16 protein-coding genes and 1 pseudogene are annotated in these 17,272 nt (G+C 69.1%); 4 read left to right on the plus strand and 13 right to left on the minus strand.

Features of this window, described 5'->3' with window-relative positions:
- The first annotated feature begins 481 nt into the window (after positions 1–481).
- Complete coding sequence (locus tag ACZ68L_RS30005; RefSeq protein ID WP_469582854.1) at positions 482–1,585, plus strand: IS630 family transposase; 1,104 nt, start codon at positions 482–484, stop codon at positions 1,583–1,585.
- Positions 1,586–1,615: 30 nt separating this feature from the next.
- On the opposite strand, the gene ACZ68L_RS30010 is transcribed toward ACZ68L_RS30005, so the two are convergent.
- The 4 genes from ACZ68L_RS30010 to ACZ68L_RS30025 all read right to left on the minus strand — a co-directional run bounded on the left by ACZ68L_RS30010 (position 1,616) and on the right by ACZ68L_RS30025 (position 3,826).
- On the minus strand, positions 1,616–2,131 hold the full coding sequence (locus ACZ68L_RS30010) for a DUF1269 domain-containing protein (RefSeq protein ID WP_469582856.1): 516 nt from the start codon (positions 2,129–2,131) through the stop codon (positions 1,616–1,618).
- Between the two features lie 98 nt (positions 2,132–2,229).
- The gene (locus ACZ68L_RS30015; protein WP_469582859.1) at positions 2,230–2,796 is read right to left on the minus strand and encodes an AAA family ATPase; all 567 of its coding nucleotides are present in this window, start codon (positions 2,794–2,796) and stop codon (positions 2,230–2,232) included.
- A gap of 8 nt (positions 2,797–2,804) precedes the next feature.
- Entirely contained in the window at positions 2,805–3,053 is a 249-nt protein-coding gene (locus ACZ68L_RS30020; RefSeq protein WP_469582861.1) for a DUF397 domain-containing protein, read from the minus strand.
- On the minus strand, positions 3,050–3,826 hold the full coding sequence (locus tag ACZ68L_RS30025) for a helix-turn-helix domain-containing protein (RefSeq protein ID WP_469582862.1): 777 nt from the start codon (positions 3,824–3,826) through the stop codon (positions 3,050–3,052). Before ACZ68L_RS30025 ends, ACZ68L_RS30020 begins: the two co-directional genes overlap by 4 nt.
- A gap of 123 nt (positions 3,827–3,949) precedes the next feature.
- Here ACZ68L_RS30025 and ACZ68L_RS30030 point away from each other — a divergent pair, with 123 nt between their 5' ends.
- Positions 3,950–4,357 (plus strand): hypothetical protein, encoded by a 408-nt coding sequence (locus tag ACZ68L_RS30030; protein WP_469582864.1) that lies wholly within the window; start codon positions 3,950–3,952, stop codon positions 4,355–4,357.
- Positions 4,358–4,384: 27 nt separating this feature from the next.
- Here ACZ68L_RS30030 and ACZ68L_RS30035 read toward each other — a convergent pair whose 3' ends face one another.
- The 6 genes and pseudogenes from ACZ68L_RS30035 to ACZ68L_RS30060 all read right to left on the minus strand — a co-directional run.
- Entirely contained in the window at positions 4,385–5,089 is a 705-nt protein-coding gene (locus ACZ68L_RS30035) for a hypothetical protein (protein WP_469582866.1), read from the minus strand.
- 14 nt (positions 5,090–5,103) lie between these two features.
- Positions 5,104–5,799 carry a hypothetical protein gene (locus tag ACZ68L_RS30040; RefSeq protein ID WP_469582869.1) on the minus strand — a complete coding sequence of 232 codons (696 nt, stop codon included), beginning with the start codon at positions 5,797–5,799 and terminating at the stop codon, positions 5,104–5,106.
- A 125-nt stretch (positions 5,800–5,924) separates the two neighbouring features.
- Positions 5,925–7,298 carry a type VII secretion-associated serine protease mycosin gene (gene mycP, locus ACZ68L_RS30045; protein ID WP_469582871.1) on the minus strand — a complete coding sequence of 458 codons (1,374 nt, stop codon included), beginning with the start codon at positions 7,296–7,298 and terminating at the stop codon, positions 5,925–5,927.
- 29 nt (positions 7,299–7,327) lie between these two features.
- Positions 7,328–8,737: a WXG100 family type VII secretion target gene (locus ACZ68L_RS30050; RefSeq protein ID WP_469582874.1), complete on the minus strand. Its 1,410-nt coding sequence runs from the start codon at positions 8,735–8,737 to the stop codon at positions 7,328–7,330.
- Positions 8,738–8,785: 48 nt separating this feature from the next.
- Positions 8,786–9,322, minus strand: coding sequence for a hypothetical protein (locus ACZ68L_RS30055; RefSeq protein ID WP_469582877.1), 537 nt, complete (start codon positions 9,320–9,322; stop codon positions 8,786–8,788).
- A 126-nt stretch (positions 9,323–9,448) separates the two neighbouring features.
- Positions 9,449–9,931: pseudogene (locus ACZ68L_RS30060) on the minus strand (molybdopterin cofactor-binding domain-containing protein); the annotation flags it as partial.
- On the opposite strand from ACZ68L_RS30060, the gene ACZ68L_RS30065 reads away from it, so the two are divergent.
- Together ACZ68L_RS30065 and ACZ68L_RS30070 are read left to right on the plus strand one after the other, a co-directional pair.
- The gene (locus ACZ68L_RS30065) at positions 9,849–10,298 is read left to right on the plus strand and encodes a hypothetical protein (RefSeq protein WP_469582880.1); all 450 of its coding nucleotides are present in this window, start codon (positions 9,849–9,851) and stop codon (positions 10,296–10,298) included. The pseudogene ACZ68L_RS30060 and the gene ACZ68L_RS30065 sit on opposite strands and share 83 nt — an antisense overlap.
- Before the next feature lie 190 nt (positions 10,299–10,488).
- On the plus strand, positions 10,489–11,505 hold the full coding sequence (locus ACZ68L_RS30070; RefSeq protein ID WP_469582883.1) for a proline racemase family protein: 1,017 nt from the start codon (positions 10,489–10,491) through the stop codon (positions 11,503–11,505).
- Between the two features lie 215 nt (positions 11,506–11,720).
- On the opposite strand, the gene ACZ68L_RS30075 is transcribed toward ACZ68L_RS30070, so the two are convergent.
- From ACZ68L_RS30075 to ACZ68L_RS30085, 3 genes are read right to left on the minus strand one after another with little or no spacing between them, the layout of a single operon-like run.
- Positions 11,721–14,057 carry a xanthine dehydrogenase family protein molybdopterin-binding subunit gene (locus ACZ68L_RS30075; RefSeq protein ID WP_469582886.1) on the minus strand — a complete coding sequence of 779 codons (2,337 nt, stop codon included), beginning with the start codon at positions 14,055–14,057 and terminating at the stop codon, positions 11,721–11,723.
- Positions 14,054–16,276 (minus strand): (2Fe-2S)-binding protein, encoded by a 2,223-nt coding sequence (locus tag ACZ68L_RS30080; RefSeq protein ID WP_469582891.1) that lies wholly within the window; start codon positions 16,274–16,276, stop codon positions 14,054–14,056. Before ACZ68L_RS30080 ends, ACZ68L_RS30075 begins: the two co-directional genes overlap by 4 nt.
- Complete coding sequence (locus ACZ68L_RS30085) at positions 16,273–17,169, minus strand: FAD binding domain-containing protein (protein WP_469582893.1); 897 nt, start codon at positions 17,167–17,169, stop codon at positions 16,273–16,275. The genes ACZ68L_RS30080 and ACZ68L_RS30085 overlap by 4 nt, the downstream gene beginning before the upstream one ends.
- Between the last annotated feature and the right edge of the window lie 103 nt (positions 17,170–17,272).

Consider the following 17,272-nt stretch of genomic DNA (forward strand, 5'->3'; position numbering starts at 1 on the left):
GGCCCTGTCCTGCCGATCTTCGCGGGCCCGGAACGCCTGGCACGGCACCTCGCCGCGTTGTCGGAGTCGCCCAAGTACGTCCAGTACGAGGACGAACCTCCGCCTTGCGATGCACCGCACCAGACGCCCCGGGCTGATCCACGAAGATCGACAGGACAGGACCTAGGCGCGCCGGTCCGCGCTCACGCGGCGCGGCGCCGTACGGGCGGGCTTCTCCAGGATCTTCAACTTCTGGGCCGAGTCGCAGTCCTGAGCGACTGCCAAGTGAGTGTGCATCCTTCGTTCGGGCACCGGTGGCCTCCAGCGACTTGCTGATGACAGCGAACTGGGCTTCGCCCCCACACATACGAAGGCGGCCACCCTGCGCACAGCGCGGGCGGCCGCCCTCTCTAGTGCCGTAGCAGACAACGTTTGCCCTGTTGTGATGTGACGCACCGTCCGGGTGTTGTGCCGGGCGGCGCGTGGCCGTCACCCTGACTGGGTGGCGGAACGAGTACATGTACGCGAGATCGACGATGACGAGGGCAGACGACTACTGCGGATCATCCGCAGGGGCACCGGATCGGTGGTGACCTGGCGGCGGGCCCAGATGGTGTTGCTGTCCGCCCAGGGCATGCCGGTGGCGAAGATCGCCGGGGTGTCGTTCACCAGCGATGACCGGGTCCGGGATGTGATCCACAACTTCAACGCCGACGGCTTCGACTCCCTTTATCCGAAGTACTCCGGTGGCCGGCCGAAGACCTTCACGCTGCCCGAGCGGCGCGAGATCAAGAAGATCGCCAGGTCGAAGCCGACCGAGCATGACCTGCCGTTTTCGACGTGGAGCCTGTCCAAGTTGGCGGACTTCCTGGTCGCCGAGGGGGTGGTCGACGACATCAGCCACGAGGGCCTGCGCATCCTGCTCCGCGAGGAAGGCGTCTCGTTTCAACGCCTGAAGACCTGGAAGGCTTCCCGCGATCCGGACTACGCGGCCAAGAAGGCCCGCGTCGAACACCTCTACGCGATCGCCGACGGCGAGGTCATACCCGAGGACGACGAGCCTGAAGTCATCTTGATGCCCCACCCGGGCCGGCAATGGGCCGAGCGCGGCGGCAAGCACAAGGACCTCGACCGTGAACCACGCCGGCGACGGCGGGCGACCTACAACCGCTACGGCGGAGTGCGGCACCTGTTCGCCGCCCTGGACCTGGCCAAGGACAAGCTCTACGGCCACATCAAACCGGTCAAGAAGCGGACGCAGTTCCTGGAGTTCTGCCGCTACCTGCGCAGCCTCCACCCGGACAACGTCCGCATCGCGATCGTCTGCGACAACTTTTCCCCGCATCTGACCACGAAGAGGTGCCAGCGGGTCGGCACCTGGGCGGCCGCGAACAACGTCGAGATCGCCTACACCCCGACGAACTCCTCCTGGCTCAACCGCATCGAGGCCCAGTTCACGGCCCTGCGCTACTTCACCCTCGACGGCACCGACCATGCCGACCACAAGGAACAGGGCAGCATGATCCGCCGCTACATCATCTGGCGAAACCACCATGCCGACGACCGGCGCCTACGCGCCGTCGTCGACAGGGCAAACGTTGCCTGACCCGGCACTAGTATGGTCCAGAGCTCAAAATCAGGAGGCAGACTCCGCATCCGCCTTGAGCGCTTCCTTCACCATCTCCTTCAGGTGCGCCTCGTCCTCCTTGCTGAGCGAGGTCTGCACGAGCTGACCACCGAACTTGACGATCTCGGGGATGACCTTGTCGCGGGCGGACTTCCTGACGAGCACGAAGACGGCGGCGGCGCCGGGCCGGAGATTGGCGCTCAGCTCCTTCATGAAGTCGTCATTGACACCGGTGTCGACAACGGTCCCTCCAGCGGCACCGGCCGCGGCGCCGACCGCGGCACCGAGGAACGGCACGAGGAAGAGCAGCCCGATGACGCTCCCCCACAGCGCGCCGCCCGCGGCACCGTTACCCACGTGGTTGACGGCCTGATGCAGCTTGATCTTGCCGTCCTTCTCACGCCGTTCGACGACGACAACGTCCTCCAGCTCGACGAGGTGCTCGCGGTTCATGGACAGCAGCTTGTCCCGGACCTGGTCGGCGGTGGCGAGATCGTCGTAGGCGATGACGAACAGATTGCTCATGCGGCTGACTCCTCCTCGTGGTGCGTTACCGCACCAACCATAGAGGAACTGCTATTAAATAAGACATTAAGTCCGAATGCATCGGCCCTCCGGCCGCTTCAGCCCTCCACCGCTCCCACCACCCGTGCCCGCTCAAGGCTCGCGAGTACCGCGTCGACCGTCTGCTCCACAGTCTGCCCGGTCGTGTCCAGCCAGAGTCCGATCCGCGGCGTCTCCTCCCGCAGCACCCGGTCCAGCGACTCGACCGTCCAGCCGCCCCCGTAGCCGCTCTTGGTGCGCCCGGCCTCCCGCTCGGCAACGGCCCCCGGATCGGGGGCGAGCACGACGACGTACAGCGGCTGCGTCCGTACGAGTTCGACGTAGTCGGCCAACTCCTCGCCCAGCACCACGTCCTGCACCACGGCGGTCCAGCCTTCACCCGCGTACGCGTCAGCCGTCATCGCGGACAGCCGGTACCGGAGCCGGAGTTGGGCGACAGCCTCCTCATACGCCCCCGGCACCATCTCGGCCCGCCCGGACACCACCATCCGCCGGAAGACATCCCCCCGCACATGAACGGCCCGCGGCAGCCGCTCGGCGAGGGCCTGGGCAACAGTGGACTTCCCGGAGGCCATCACACCGGTGATCAGGACAACGGCGGGGCCGGGATCAGCAGGTCGCAACACGATCGCGGTCAGCCCGCGACGGCACTCGCCAGGAAGGCGGTCCACGCGGCGGGGGCGACGGCGAAGGCGGGGCCGTCGACGACCTTGGAGTCGCGGACGTGGACGGTGTGGGGGCAGGTGGCCACCTCCACGCAGGCTTCGCCCTCGTTGTTGCTGTAACTGGACTTGCGCCAGTCGTAGGCGACTTCGACGCAAGCGCCGCCCTCGTTGTTGCTGTAGCTGGACTTGAACCAGGAGAGCTCGGGCCCGGTGGTCACAGTTGCCTCGCCTTCGTTTCGATGATCTCCGCCGACTTCCAGGGGTTGAGCGCCTGGGCCCGCAAGATGCCGAAGAGGTCGAATGTGTCTCCCACCTGATCCGGCCTGGAGATCAACCTATCGCCGCCCTGACCCTCCGCGAAGACCAGATTGCGGCCTTCCGCCGTGCACATCAACTGCATGGGCCCGTTCAACCCCGCGTGGGTGTGCTGATCCGAGGGCATCACCTGCACGGTGAGGTGGTTCATCCGCCGCATGCACTCCAGCAGATGCAGCAACTGCTCCTTCAACACCTCCGCGCCACCGAGCGTCCGGTCCAGGATCGACTCCTCGATGACGAAACCGACGTACGGCGGAGGCGTGCGCATCAGCACCGCCTGCCGTTCCAGCCGCGCCTCGACGTGCCGGACGATCTCGTCCTCGGTGTACGCGGGTTTGCGTGCCCGGTACAGGGCGTACGCGTACGCCTCCGTCTGGAGCAGCCCCGGGATCAGCATCGTCTCGTATGCGCTGATGACGCGCGCCTTCCGCTCCAGCCGCGCCCAGCCCAGAAACTTCGCCGGGTACTTCTCCTCGTCGATCAGCTCGACGCACACCTTCAGCGCACCGCCCGCGTCAAAGACCCGGTCCGCGTCGGCCAGCAGTTCCAGCGTCGGAATACGCTCCGCCCGCTCGACCGCCCCCATCAGCGACTCCGAGATCAACAGCTTGTCCGCAGCGTCCTTCTGCGTGAGCCCGGCCCGTACCCGATGGATACGAATCAGGTCTCCCACAAGCCTCCGCACCTGCGACGGCTCACCACTGGTCCCCACAGCCACCACCACCCTCACCACATCCCGTCGATGTGCATCGCGTCCTCCTGGTCACGCTACGCAGCCGAAGGAATCCTCATAGCCATGACGAGCAAGAATCGCCCCGAATGGGTACCCGCCGCCGGTCTCCACCTCCACCTGACCGGCATCCACTTCGACGCCATCCGGCTGCGCGGCGTACGGGGCGAGGCGGTGCTGCACCACCTCGGAACCCTCACCGAGGGCGAACCGGGCCCGGTCGTACGGGAGATCGCGGGCGGCCGATGGATGTACTTCCTGATCCCGCCCGGGTCGAGCAAGGAGTACGACTGGCCGCCGGGCGCCAGGTGCTTCGGGCCGGCTGCCCGTGACCAGTACGTGGGAATCCCCGCACCGGACGGCAACACGTACCCGCTGAGCTGGCGGTGCGGGGCACCACGGGAAGGGGAGTTCGTGGACGTGGAGCTGCTGTACGGGCTGGTGATGGCGCAGCTGGCGCCGGAGGAGGGCTGAGGCGGGCGCGGGTAGGTAAAATGACCGTCAGCTGCCGACCCTGGCGCGGAATGCGTCCATGGTCATGGTCTTGTCCGCGCTCGGGAGCGTGACGGTCTGCTTCTTGCCGAAGTCCAGGTAAGTCGTGCTGCTGGTGCGGCCGTCGCGCGTCGACTTCAGCTTCAGCAGATACGCCGGGTCCTTGGCGCTGACGTAGTAGGTGTCCGTGGCGGACGCCGACGCGGACACCTTGACGGCACGCGCCGGGGTGCCGTTCACCGTGGCGTCGTCGGACGGGGCATAGCGTCCTGTGGAGGACAGAGCGAAGTACGCGTCGCAGCCCTGCCCCGACTTCGTGGTGACATACGTGTCGTCCAGGTCGGCGGGGACGGTGATCTCCTGGCCCTGCTGCTTCAGGCTCGCGGCGAACAGGTTGGAACTGATGTAGGTCACGCCGTCCTGGCAGTACATGTTGCCGCCGATGGTGCCGCTGACCTCGATGCGGAGACCATGTTCCGGGTTCCACGTCATGCGCTGGAGGGCTCCGTCGTACGCGGTCGAGGTCCCGACCGCACTGAAGGTCGTGGTGCGCATCGTCTTGTTCACGGCCTCGATGCGCGCGGCGGCCGAACCGCCGGTCGCGTCATCCGCGGCAGCCGAAGTGGACTTCTTGTCAACGGAGTTGTCGCTGCAGGCGACCGCCCCCGCCAGGAGCAGGGCGGCCACGGCTGCTGTACGCAAGGGAAAAGACATGAACGGTCCTTCTGCTAGGGGAGGGTGACGCGCGGGCACGAGTGGGCGGCGGCCGTCGCGTCGAGGAAGTTCTGGAACGTGGCTTTCTTGACCTTCGCGTACGCGCCCCAGTCGCGGTGGACGCTGTCGATCAGGGCCCCCTCGTATTCAGTGTTCCAGTGCGCGGAAAAGTGCACGTCACTACTGTCACAGTGGAGAACGACCTGGTCGCTTCTCGCAACCCCCTTGTCGCCAGGGAGCGCTTTGAAGCCGTACGGAAACTTCTGAGCCGCCTCGACGAAATTCTTGTCCGACGTCACGGCAAAGGAAACGGCCCCCTTGGCCGACCCCGCCAGGCTCAGGTCACACGCCCACGTGTCGGCACTTCCGTCGTTCACCTGCTCCAGGTCCGGTTCGGCCCGGGAGACGACCACGGCCGCCTTCGGCAGCGCGAAGCCCCGCACTCCACACACGTTCTGGACATCTGTCGTCCGCGAGGCGTACGGGGCTGCGAGATCGGGGGCGGCCGAGAGCTCCGCCGTGCCGCAGCCGGCCTTGTCGGCGACCTGCCGCGCCGAGCGGGTCAGCAACCGGGCCAGACCGGCCGCGTCCACTGCCCCCTTCTGCACCTCGGCTTCCACGATCGCCACTCCGCTGCCGTCCTGCCAGCTGCCGAACTTGTCCCAGCAAGGCTTCGGCAGGACCACGTACCCGCCAAAGTCCTGCGACACGGCACCGGTCACGCCTCCCTTGAAGTAGGACCGGGCAGCTGATCGTGTCGGTACGGGTCCTGCCCCCCCCGTCGTCGTCAGCGGTGCGGCAGGTCGGCTCCCTGATATGAAGCCGGTCAGGGGCATCACCGCTGGCGGGAGCTGGAGCCGGGGGGATCGGTCGGAGGGGGCGCATAGGTCGGGTGCGTGGGCTGCTGGTGAGGCTGGGATTGCTGGTGCGGGTTGAGGTGCGGAGGCTGGTCCGGGTACGCGGGCGGTGCGGCTCCGGCGGCGGACCCGCGGCGGCGGGAGCGGATGGCCAGAGCGGTGACCACTGCGCCGATGAGCGCGGCTCCGCCGATGCCTAGGCCGATCCAGAGGCCGGTCTTGCTGCTGGTGTCGCCGGATACCGGGGCTGCTGCGGCAGGCTTGTCAGTGTCCTTTGAACTTCCGGTCGCCTTGGAAGGCTCGACGGAGGAGCTGGGGCTCTCGGCCGCCGCGAGATCGGGGAGCGGGTACACATCCGCCGGGCCGGGGTCGCCCGGGGTCTTCAGGGCGATGCGGGGGCGGACGATCCCGTAGCCGATGTAGTCCGTGCGCTCGTCGCCACTGATTGGGCCGCCGGCCGTGTTGAGCATGACGCGCAGAACCTGGTTGTTCGTCCAGTGGGGGTGCTTGGACCAGATCAGGGCGGCGGATGCGGAGGTGATGGCGGTGGCATCGCTGGTACCGCTGCTCTTGCACAGCTGAGTACCCCCACTGCAGGTGTGGACCATGTCCACGCCCGGGGCGGACAGATCGACCTGTGGACCATACTGAGAGGACTTGGCCCTCTTAAGGTCCTTCCCGACCGCCCCCACGCCGACGACGCCAGGAGTTCCGGCCGGGTACTCGATCGCGTTTCCCTCGTCAGCGCTGTTCCCTGCGGCTGCGAAAACGAGCGATCCCTTGCCCAGGGCGTACTTCACGGCATCCGTCAGACGTTGCGATCCCACATTGTTACCGAGAGAGATATTAATTACTTTGGCGCCGTTGTCAGCCGCAAAACGAATCCCTGCAGACACGTCGTCGTTGAAATTTTCATCCCCTGTCGCCCCATTGACTTTTCCGAAGTTATCCCTCACGCGAATGGGGAGAATTTTACTCGTCGGCGCTAGCCCAAAGGCACCGCCCCCGCCGCCGGAATCGCCCGTCCCGGCGATGAGGCCAGCCATCCCGGTCCCGTGATTGTCGTAATCGGCGTGCTCATCGCCCGGAGAGTCTGCCGCCAGGTCTTTCCCTTTGAGTACACGCCCTCGGAGATCAGCGGTTGACGCATCGACACCTGAATCAATAACGGCGACGGTAACGTTTTCTCCCGTACTCGACGCCCACATCTGATCGGCCTGCATCACGTCCAGATGCCACTGCCTCGCACGAACAGAATCCGCGGACACAGGGCTGGCGCCCACCAGTAGCGACGCCGCTACCGCGGATACGACGGTTCCACGACGGATGACCGCTGCACTGCTGGTACGCATCCAATTCCCTCTGTCTGTTTTCCTGCTGCTCAGTCGATCACTGGTGGGACAACCCGTCGGCTGCCCTGCTGCCACGTCTCTTCGTCCTCGACGAGATAGTCCAGCCGCTCACGTTCGTCACGGCGCGGCTCCCCGGCACGCTGAGGAGTTGCCGCTCCGCCGCGCCCCATCTGACCGCCCGCGCCCCGCACCAGACCGGTGCCTCCAGGAGTGAACGGGCGTGCAGATGTCCGCCCTGGCTGCTGCGGACGACCTCCCACCATGCCCCCGGTCTCCCCGGCAAGTCGGCGGCCACCCACGTTTCCGCTCTGGCCACCGCTCCCGACTCCGCTCATTCCCGCGCCGCGCCCCATCGCTCCACGGCCGGCGTGTGTGCCCTCGCCACCGATCACGGTGCCACGAGGAAGACCTCCCCCAGGCCGCCCGGACGTCTGCGCGGCCGGACGGCCACCGACGATCCCACCGTCTCGGGACGGGCGACCGACCGGGCTCGCGCCCGTATTCCCGTTACCCGGAGGCATCGGTGGACGGGGGATCCCAGTCGTCCTCCCGCCGGTGTTCGTCGGCTGAGGCCCTCCACCAATGACGGGCGGCAGAACAGCAGGCGTAGTGAGGAATGCATCGGGCTTGCCCGGCCCGGGAGTTACGGACGGACCCGGCACAGGAATTGACGGAGCCGTCGTCGGCAGCGTCTCAACACTGTCGATCTCCATGTCCACCGGCGGCCGCACCACACTGGCGACCGGTGCCGTCACGCTCGCGTACGTGGACGACGGCGTTGTCACGCCGCCCACCGCTCCGTGACCGCCCACAGGCGTCGAGAAGCTTCCGGCATAGGCACCGGCAACTTCCCCCGCCGACCCCCCGCCGGAGATGCGTTCGTTGGTGTCGCTCCGCTTGGCCCGTGTGTCCTCCGGCGCGATCACCTGCGGCGGCGGCGGAAACTCGGGCTTCTCCAGCTTGCCGAAGCCTTCGACCGACTGGGAGTACGTCTGGGAGAGCTTCCTCATCTCCGCAGCCGCCGCCTCCCGCTCCTCGGTCAGCTTCCGCACCAGAGCCGTGGCATCCGGATCGTTGTGATTCTGGAGAGCAGCCTTCATCGTCGCCTCCGGATCCCCCTGCGGACGCGGTGTCGCCGCCTTGGCCAGGGCGATCGCGTCAGCCGCGTGGCTCAGCTGCGTCGATGCCCCTTTGCTGTAGAGACCGAGACGCAGCGTCGCGTTGGCCAGGTCCGCGCTCCAGGTACGGAACGACTCCGCACCCTGCCCCTTCCATTCCACGATCTGCGGACGGGTCTTCAGTTCCTCACCGATCTTGTCGATCTCCGTCGCCGCGGTCGCCAAGCGGTCGGCCACAGCTTTGACGGCCTCGCTGTTGGCTTGCTCCAACCACGCAACCAACTGCACGTGGGACATGCCCTCGAACGATGTCGTACTCATCCCGCTCCCCCGTTCATACCAGCGATCGCCAGGTGATCTTCATCGCCATCACGCGGCTCCGGTCTCCTTCGTCGGCGAAGGCTGGGGAGTCGTCGCCGGCTGCCCACCGTCCTGCTTGCCCTCGTTCGGAACCGGGTTGTACTCACCCTCATAGTGCTTCTCCGCGCCCCACTTGATGGCGAGCATGCGGTCACGGATGTCGTCGTCCAGATTCTCGTAGCCCTTGTGCGCCGCCAGGACCGCGATGCCCAAACCTTCTATGGAGTCCGACAGCAGCTTCGATAAGGTTTCCAGCTCCGCAACAACCTTCTGGTACGCGGTGTGCAGGCCGGATGCCTCTGCCCACGCAGGGTCGCCGAACTGGGTCGCACCGATGGCGACTTCGCCCACCTTCTTCGAGTCTGCCGGGGATGCCTTGAGATCCCGAAGCAGTTCGTCGATGCGGTCGCGGAACTTCGTGAACGACGACAGTTCGGTGACCAGATCGCCAACGGCCTGCGGTGCCACCGCGCCGATCGCTCCGATGCCGCCCATGACAGCCAGTGGATACGCCGAAGACTCCGCCCCCGGATCGCTCTGCCCCATAACGCCCTCCCCCGTTTAGCAACAGCCGATTACCGCTTCAGCTTCGGGCTCACCTTAGCCAGCAACGGTGACAGTGGGCGCCTCCGGGTTGCATCCGCAACCCGGATCGCGCCATCCGTGCAGGGCTCAGGACTTGGGGGCTGCCACCGCCGCCTGGGGCCTGATCGGGAGGCGGTTGATCGGGCGGCCGGTGGCGGATCGTACGGCTGCGGCCACGGCGGCCGGGGACGTCACCACCGGGATCGCCGAGGCGGGCTTGGCGCCGAAGGGAGCGACCACGTCTCGTTCTTCGACGAGTTTGACGATGCGAATGTCCGGTGCGTCCAGGGAGGTCGGCAGCGCGTAGCCGGTGAGGTCGGGGTGGCGGATCAGGCCTCGGGCGCCGCGGAGGTTCTCGGTGAGGGCGGCGCCGCCGCCGCCCTGGGTGATGCCCGCCTCGATACGGGTCGCCAGCTGGGACGGGTTGAGGACCCGGCCGACGTCCTGGGCGACCGCCATCTCCACAACCCGTACGGAGCCGAGTTCGATGTCGACGTCCACCACCGCGCGGATCGCACAGAAGGCGAGGCCGATGAAGGCATCGCTCTGGCCCGACTCGTCCAGGGACTCGATGGCCCGACGGCGGGTTGTTCGTACGGACCGCCCAGCCCTCGATGAAGGCGTGCGGTGCGAGGCGGTGCTGCAGCACCTCGGGACGCTCACCGAAGGCGAACCCGGCCCGGTCGTACGGGAGATCGCGGGCAGCCGGTGGACGTACTTCCTGATCCCGCCCGGATCGAGCAAGGAGTACGACTGGCCGCCGGGCGCCAGGTGCTTCGGACCGCCCGCCTGTGACCAGTATGTGGGAATCCCCGCACCGGACGGCAACACACCCCCGCTGAGCTGGCGGTGCGCGGCACCGAAGGAAGGGGAGTTCGTGGACGTGAAGCTGCTGTACGGGCTGGTGATGGCGCAGTTGGCCCCGGAGGAGGGCTGAGGCGGGTGCCCGGATGCGCCATTGCACTGTGCCATGTCACATGGTTCACTCGCGGGCAATGAGGCCGGCTCGGGAGGTGCCGGGTGTCCGCACGGTCGATCGAGGAGACCTTTGCCGCGCCGGCTGAACCCCTCTGCGCCCATGGCCTGACGGCCCGCCCCGCTGTCCCGTGTCAGGATCGGACCCCACCATGACCATCACCGACATCCGCACCGTCGACTATCACGCCGGCGGTGAGCCGTTCCGGATCGTCACCGACGTGCCCGGGATCGCGGGCGACACCGTGGCGGACAAGCGTGTGAGCGCGATCTCCGATCCCGGGATCGACGGGCTGCGCGCCCTGCTGTGCTCCGAGCCCCGCGGCCACGCCGGCATGTACGGCGGGTTCATTGTTCCGCCCGACGACGCGGGGGCCCATTTCGGTGTGCTCTTCTGGCACAAGGACGGTTTTTCGACCGCCTGCGGTCACGGCACCATCGCTCTTGGTGCGTGGGCGGTGCGTAGCGGCCGGGTTCCGATCGATCCCAGCGGGGTCACGGAGGTGGTGATTGACGTGCCCTCGGGGCGGGTCCGCGCCCATGTGGCCACCGACGGCGACCGGGTCGTCAGCGTCGACTTCGTCAGTGTTGCCAGCTACGTCCTGCACGACGAGGTGGCGGTCCCGACCTCGCGCGGGGAGATCCGGTGCGGGATCAGCTTCGGCGGCGCGATTTATGCTCACGTCCCGGCCGCAGCGGTCGGCCTCGACGTGAGTGTGGCCTCGCTTGCCTCGCTGATCGAGCTGAGCCGCGAGATCAAGAGCTTCCTCAACCCCACCGCCTTCGCCGGGCACCCGCTCGACGACAGGCTGAGCGGCATCTACGGCGTCATCTATATCGACGACCAGGGAATCGGCCCGGACGGCAGCCTGCGGCAGCGCAATGTCACCGTGTTCGCCGACGGTGAGGTCGACCGTTCGCCCTGCGGGTCGGGCACCTGCTCGCGGGTTGCCGCGTTGCATTCCACCGGCCGGCTCAAGCCCGGCCAAGTGCTCGCGCACAGCTCGATCACCGAGACGACCTGGCTTGCGCGGGTGCAAAGGACCACGCACGAGGCAGGCCGGGAGGCCGTGGTGCCGGTGGTCACCGGTCGGGCCTACCAGACCGGCGAGCACCGGTTCGTCGTCGACCCCGACGACGACATGGTGCCGGGTTTCGTGCTTCGTTGAGGGAGAGTCACAACGTCAGCGCCCTATGCAGTTAGGCGCTGGAGTCGGCCGCAGGGAGGCCGCATGCCCTCGGCATTCTCCGAGGGAGATTCCGAGGGAGATTCCGAGGGAGATATGGAATTCGACTCAATGGCGGCAGCGCCCGGAGACGGCACCGGAACCGATGCGGTCTCCGGGTCGCACCCGCAACCCGGATCGCACCATCCGTACAGGGCTCAGGACTTGGGCGCCGCCACCGCCGCCTGAGGTCGGATCGGAAGGCGGTTGATCGGGCGGCCGGTGGCGGCTCGTACTGCTGCGGCCACTGCTGCCGGGGAGGTCACCACCGGTACGGCTGAGGCGGGCTTGGCGCCGAAGGGGGCGACCACGTCTCGTTCCTCGATGAGTTCGACGATGCGAATGTCCGGTGCGTCCAGGGCGGTCGGAAGAGCGTAGCCGGTGAGGTCGGGGTGGCGGATCAGGCCGCGGGCGCTGCGGAGGTTCTCGGTGAGGGCCGCGCCGATGCCCTGGGTGATGCCCGCCTCGATGCGGATCGCCAGCTGGGCCGGGTTGAGGACCCGGCCGACGTCCTGGGCGACCGCCATCTCCACGACCCGGACCGAGCCGAGTTCGATGTCCACGTCCACCACGGCGCGGATCGCGCAGAAGGCGAGGCCGACGAAGGCGTCGCCCTGGCCCGACTCGTCCAGGGGCTCGGTCGGGTGGGGGCGGCACTGGGCGGTGGCCCAGAGTTCCTTGCCGTGCATCTCTTCTGTGACGGTCGTGGACAGCACCCCGTCGTACGAGGTGATCTTGCCGCCGGCGATCTGGAGCAGTTCCGTGGACATGCCGAACTTGTGGGCCAGGGGCTGGAGAAGCTGCGTCCGGACCATCTTGGCGGCGCGTTCCACCGCTCCGGCCGAGACCCAGGTGTGGCGGCCGTGCGTCGCGGGGCCCGCCGGGGGCTGGTCGGTGTCGACGGACGCTACATGGACCTCTTCGATGCCCAGGGTCTCCTGGACGACCTGGCGGGCGAGCGTCGAGAAGCCCTGGCCCGTTTCGACCGCGGCACAGATGACCGTGGCGACGCCGTCGTGGACCCTGACCGTGGCCGTGGAGACCTCGTCGGCGCCCTCCGCTCCGAGCATGTGGACCATGCCGAGCGCATAGCCGACGCCCCGGCGCACCGCACCGGGCTCGCCCGCGCCCTCCGGGCCACCGGGGAGCAGCCAGTCGTCCTCCGGGGAGTCCTTGGGAAGGGCGGGGAGCGGGAAGTCACGTACGGAGGTGAGGAGTTCGGACACCGGCGCCGGACAGGTCACCGTCTGGCCGGTGGGGAGGATGTCGCCGGTGGACAGGGCGTTGCGCAGGCGCAGCTCGGCCGGGTCGATGCCGAGCTTGGTGGCCAGCTTGTCCATCTGGCCCTCGTACGCCGCGCAGACCTGCATCGCGCCCTCGCCGCGCACATGGCCGGACGGCGGGTTGTTCGTACGGACCGCCCAGCCCTCGATGAAGGCGTGCGGGACGACGTACGGGCCACAGGCGAAGGCGACGGCGGCGGCCAGCGACTCGGACGAGGCGTCGGCGTACGCGCCCGCGTCGAGCAGGATCTGCGCCTCGACCTTCACCAGCCGGCCCTCGGCGTCCGCGTGGTGCCGGTAGCGCAGGAGCGTCGGGTGGCGGTGGGCGTGGCCGAGGAAGGACTCCTCGCGGGTTGCGGCCAGTTTGACCGGGCAGCCGGTACGCAGGGCCAGCAGGCCCAGCGGGAGCTGGAAGCCGGGGTCCTCGCGGTCGCCGGTCGCGCCGGGGACGCCGGTGACGACGACCTTCACCCGGTCCGGTTCGAGACCGAAGCAGGCGGCGGCGAGATCGCGATCGGTGTGCGGGTCGGTGGAGGCCGTGTAGATCTCCACGCCGCCGTCGGGCCGGGGCACGGCGAGTCCGGCCTCGGCGCCGATCGGGGCCGGGTCCTGACGGCCGATGCGGTACAGGCCCTCGACGATGACCTCGCCGGTGGCCTCCGGGTCGCCGTAACGCAGCGGGATGTGACGGATCAGATTGCCGTCGGGGTGCAGCGGTTCGGCGGCGAAGGCCTTCTCCGGGTCGGTGACCGGTTCCAGGACCTCGTACTCGACGGCGATGGCCGCGGCGGCGAGCCGGGCCGTGTCGGGGTGGTCGGCGGCGACCGCGGCGATCGGCTCACCGTGGTGGCGGACCAGGTCGGAGGCGAAGACCGGGCGGTCGACGACCCTGCGTCCGTACGCGCCCTCCCCCGGGACGTCCGCGTGCGTGATGACGGCCCGTACTCCTGGCATCTCGGCGGCGCCCGAGGTGTCGATGGACAGGATGCGGGCGTGCGGGTGCGGGGAGCGGAGGACGGCCGCCCACAGCAGGCCCTCGGCCCAGAGGTCGGCGGCGTACGGGAAGGTGCCCTCGGTCTTGGCGCGCGCGTCGGCGGCCGGGAGGGAGACGCCGAGGCCGAGCGCGGGCGGCTCGGTGTCGGGTCCTTCCACCGGGGGGGCGGTGATCCGTGTGCTGGTCGCGTTGGCAGCGGTGGCTGCGTCGTTGCTCACGCCATGCCTCCGTCCTGCGAGTGCGGCTGGACACCACCGGCGCCGGCGGCGGCCTGATGCGGAATGCGGGCCTCGTCGGACTCCGGGGACAGGGAGTCCGACGAGGCGGGTCCGGCGCCGGCCTCACGGCCTGCGACGACCTCGTTCACGGCGTCGAGGACGCCCCGGTAGCCGGAGCAGCGGCAGAGGTTGCCGCAGAGTGCCTGACGCGTCTCCAGTTCGCTGGGGGCGTGGTTGCCCTCCAGGAGGTCGTGGACGGTCATGGCCATGCCGGGGATACAGAAACCGCACTGGACGGCACCGCACTTGGCGAGGGCGCGCTGGACGTCGGACGGCTCACCGTCCACGGCCAGGCCTTCGACCGTACGGACCTCGCTCCCGGCCGTGATCGCCGCGGGGACCAGGCAGGAGGCGACCAGACGGCCGTCCACCTGGACGTTGCAGGCGCCGCACTCGCCCTGTGAACAGCCGTCCTTGGCGCCGGCGAGACCGAGACGCTCGCGCAGTACGTAGAGCAGCGACTCGCCGATCCAGGCGTCGGTGACGGGGCGGTCGGCGCCGTTCACGTGCAGGACGTAGGAGGTGGCGGGGTGCTCGCTGGGGACATTGAGAGGCTGGGCTTCGAGGGGCTGGGCTTCGAGGGGCTGGGCCTCTACGCGCTCGGCTTCGAGGGGCTGGGCCTCTACGCGCTCGGCTTCGAGGGGCTGAGCTTCTACGGGTTCGCCTTCGAGGGGCTCGGCTTCGTGGGACTGGGTTTCGGGGCTCTGCTCTTCGGGGGATCGCGCTTCGACGGGGTGGGCTTCGGAGGTCTGCGCTTCGAGCAGTGGGGCCTCCGGCAGTGGCGCGTCTCCCGGGGCGCCCCGGAGGGGCGTGTCGGAGTCCGTGTCGGAGTCCGTGTCGGTTGTCGCACCCGGCTCCGCGTCGGGCGCCGTGCCGGTCGACGGCTCGGCCGGGCGCTGCTCGGGCAGGCTGTCGACCGCCGGCGCGGCGTCGGCGGCGGGGACCTGCGTGAGGTCCACCCCGAGAGCGGGGGTGTCTCCGGCAGCGGGTGCGGGGCCGTCCTCCACGGCGGTGACGGGTGCCTCCGGTGCCGCCCCGGATGCCTGCGGGGACTCCTCGTACGCCACAGAAGACGTCTCGGACGCCGTCGCGGAAAGCTGTGAGTCCGGCGCGGAAAGCTGTGAATCCGGCGCGGAATCGGCTTCCGGCGCGTGCTGCGGCTCGGTGTCCGCGCCGAGGTCCGGTTCCACCGCGTGCTCAGGCCCGACTTCGGCCTCGGACTCCGCGACCGGCTGCTGTGTCGCCCACGGTGCGGGCGCACCGCCCGGCAGCGTGGCCGGAGGAGTCCGGTCCGCGTACCACTGGGAGGCCAGAGCCGAGGCCGCGAACTCGCCGGACTCCTCCGGGAGGTCGCCATCGGCGACCGGAATCGTCCACTGGCCGGTGTGGCCGGACTGGCCGGTGTGGCCGAACTGGCCCGTGTGGTCGGCCGGTCCGGACTGGCCGGTGTGGTCGGCGTGATTGATGTGACCGGCCGAACCACCGTGGCCAACTGGACCACCGTGGTCACCATGAACACCGTGGTCACCATGAACACCGTGGCCGACCGAACCGCCGTGGCCGGTGTGACCGCCATGGCCGGTGTGACCACCGTGCTCGACATGACCACCGTGCTCGACATGACCACCGTGCTCGACATGACCGCCGTGCTCGACATGACTGCCCTGGTCGGCATGACCGCCCTGGTCGGCATAGCTCGTATGGTCCGCGTGCCCGCCGAACTCCCTGGGTTCGGCGGCCTGCGCGGACTCGGTGAAGTTCCACTGGCCGGTCGCGGCCGACGTTCCCCCGTACTGCTCCTGCGGCGGATACCCGTACCCGTACTGCGGCTGCTGCTGGTTCGGGTCCGGCCAGTGCACCGCGTCGGGTTCCGGCTGCTCCGCTCCCGTACCCCGCTCCTGCTGGCCCTGTGTCTGTACGACCCAGCTGCCCGTGGCCGCCGGGTCGAGTCCGACCGCGGGTGTCAGCGGCACGATCATCGGCGGTACGTAGCCCTGGCCGGGCGCCGCCAGCGGGATGTTCGCCAGGTCCTCCGGCGGCAGGTGGACGAAGGCGGTCGCCTCGGCGTCGTACTCGCCGCCCTGCGGCGTCGGCTGCCAGCCCCCGTGCTGCGGCTGCTCCCGCTGCCCGTGCTGTTCGTTGTGTTCCTCGTTGCTCACGACAGTGCCCTCCCCAGCGCGCGTCGGGCCAGCGCGGCGACGGTACGCCGCAGATGCAGTACGGCGGGGGGCAGCGGTGGCGCCTCTCCCCCGTCGGCGGGCGGTGCCTGGTCCGGGATGCAGGCCGCGGCGACGTACTCGCCGAAGGCGGCCAGCGCGTCGGGGGCCAGGCCCCGTTCGCCGTCCCAGTCGATCAGTGAGGCGATCCAGCGTTCGGCCTCCAGCGGGCGCAGCGGCATCGGAGCGATGGCGCCGACCGCGCAGCGCACCCCGCGCCGGGCCGGGTCGAGGACGATCGCGACGGATGCGGTGGCGCGGCCGGGACCGGTGCGGCCGGTGGCCTTCAGAAAGACCTGGGGGGCGTGCAGCAGCGGTACGCGGACGAAGCCGATCAGTTCGGCGGGTTCGAGCATGTCGCGGCCGGCCAGCAGGTGGGAGACCGGGATCTCGCGGCGGGCGCCTCCCGGGCCCGCGATGACGAGTTCGGCCTCCAGAGCGGCGAGCACCGGCAGGGCGTCACCGGTCGGGGCCGCGGTGGCGATGTTGCCGCCGAGCGTTCCGGCGTTACGGATCTGGGGCGGGCCCGCGGCGCGCGCGGACGCGGCCAGGGCGGGGATGAGGGCGGCGAAGTCGGGCCGCCCCATGCGTGCGTGGGTGAGTCCGGTACCGAGCAGGGCGTGGCCGTCCTGGTAGTGCCAGCCGCGGAGCTCACTGATCCGGCCCAGGCCGACCAGCCCCGAGGGGCGCAGCAGCCCCTTGTTGACAGCCGACATCAGGTCCGTCCCGCCTGCCACAGGAACGGCGGCGGGCATGGCGCCGAGTGCCGCCACGGCCTCGTCGAGCGAGGCCGGCAGCGTCACCGACTGCGTCGCCTGCGGTGCGTGCATGGTCAACCCAGCTGCCCCTTCCCGGTGTCCCGGCTGTCCGGCTCGTTTCGCCGTACGGTACGTGCTCAAAGCCTGGACGTGGCAACTCTGGCACATCTTCCGAGCGGAC

The sequence above is a fragment of the Streptomyces sp. NPDC104309 genome (genome assembly GCF_055584025.1).

Excerpts from the sequence above, each read along its gene's own strand:
- ACZ68L_RS30030 (WP_469582864.1), top strand. The coding sequence starts at position 3,950 with ATGACGAGCAAGAATCGCCCCGAATGGGTACCCGCCGCCGGTCTCCAC.
- ACZ68L_RS30055 (WP_469582877.1), bottom strand. The coding sequence starts at position 9,322 with ATGGGGCAGAGCGATCCGGGGGCGGAGTCTTCGGCGTATCCACTGGCT.
- ACZ68L_RS30070 (WP_469582883.1), top strand. The coding sequence starts at position 10,489 with ATGACCATCACCGACATCCGCACCGTCGACTATCACGCCGGCGGTGAG.
- ACZ68L_RS30050 (WP_469582874.1), bottom strand. The coding sequence starts at position 8,737 with ATGAGTACGACATCGTTCGAGGGCATGTCCCACGTGCAGTTGGTTGCG.
- ACZ68L_RS30035 (WP_469582866.1), bottom strand. The coding sequence starts at position 5,089 with ATGTCTTTTCCCTTGCGTACAGCAGCCGTGGCCGCCCTGCTCCTGGCG.
- ACZ68L_RS30010 (WP_469582856.1), bottom strand. The coding sequence starts at position 2,131 with ATGAGCAATCTGTTCGTCATCGCCTACGACGATCTCGCCACCGCCGAC.
- ACZ68L_RS30065 (WP_469582880.1), top strand. The coding sequence starts at position 9,849 with ATGTCGACGTCCACCACCGCGCGGATCGCACAGAAGGCGAGGCCGATG.
- mycP (WP_469582871.1), bottom strand. The coding sequence starts at position 7,298 with ATGCGTACCAGCAGTGCAGCGGTCATCCGTCGTGGAACCGTCGTATCC.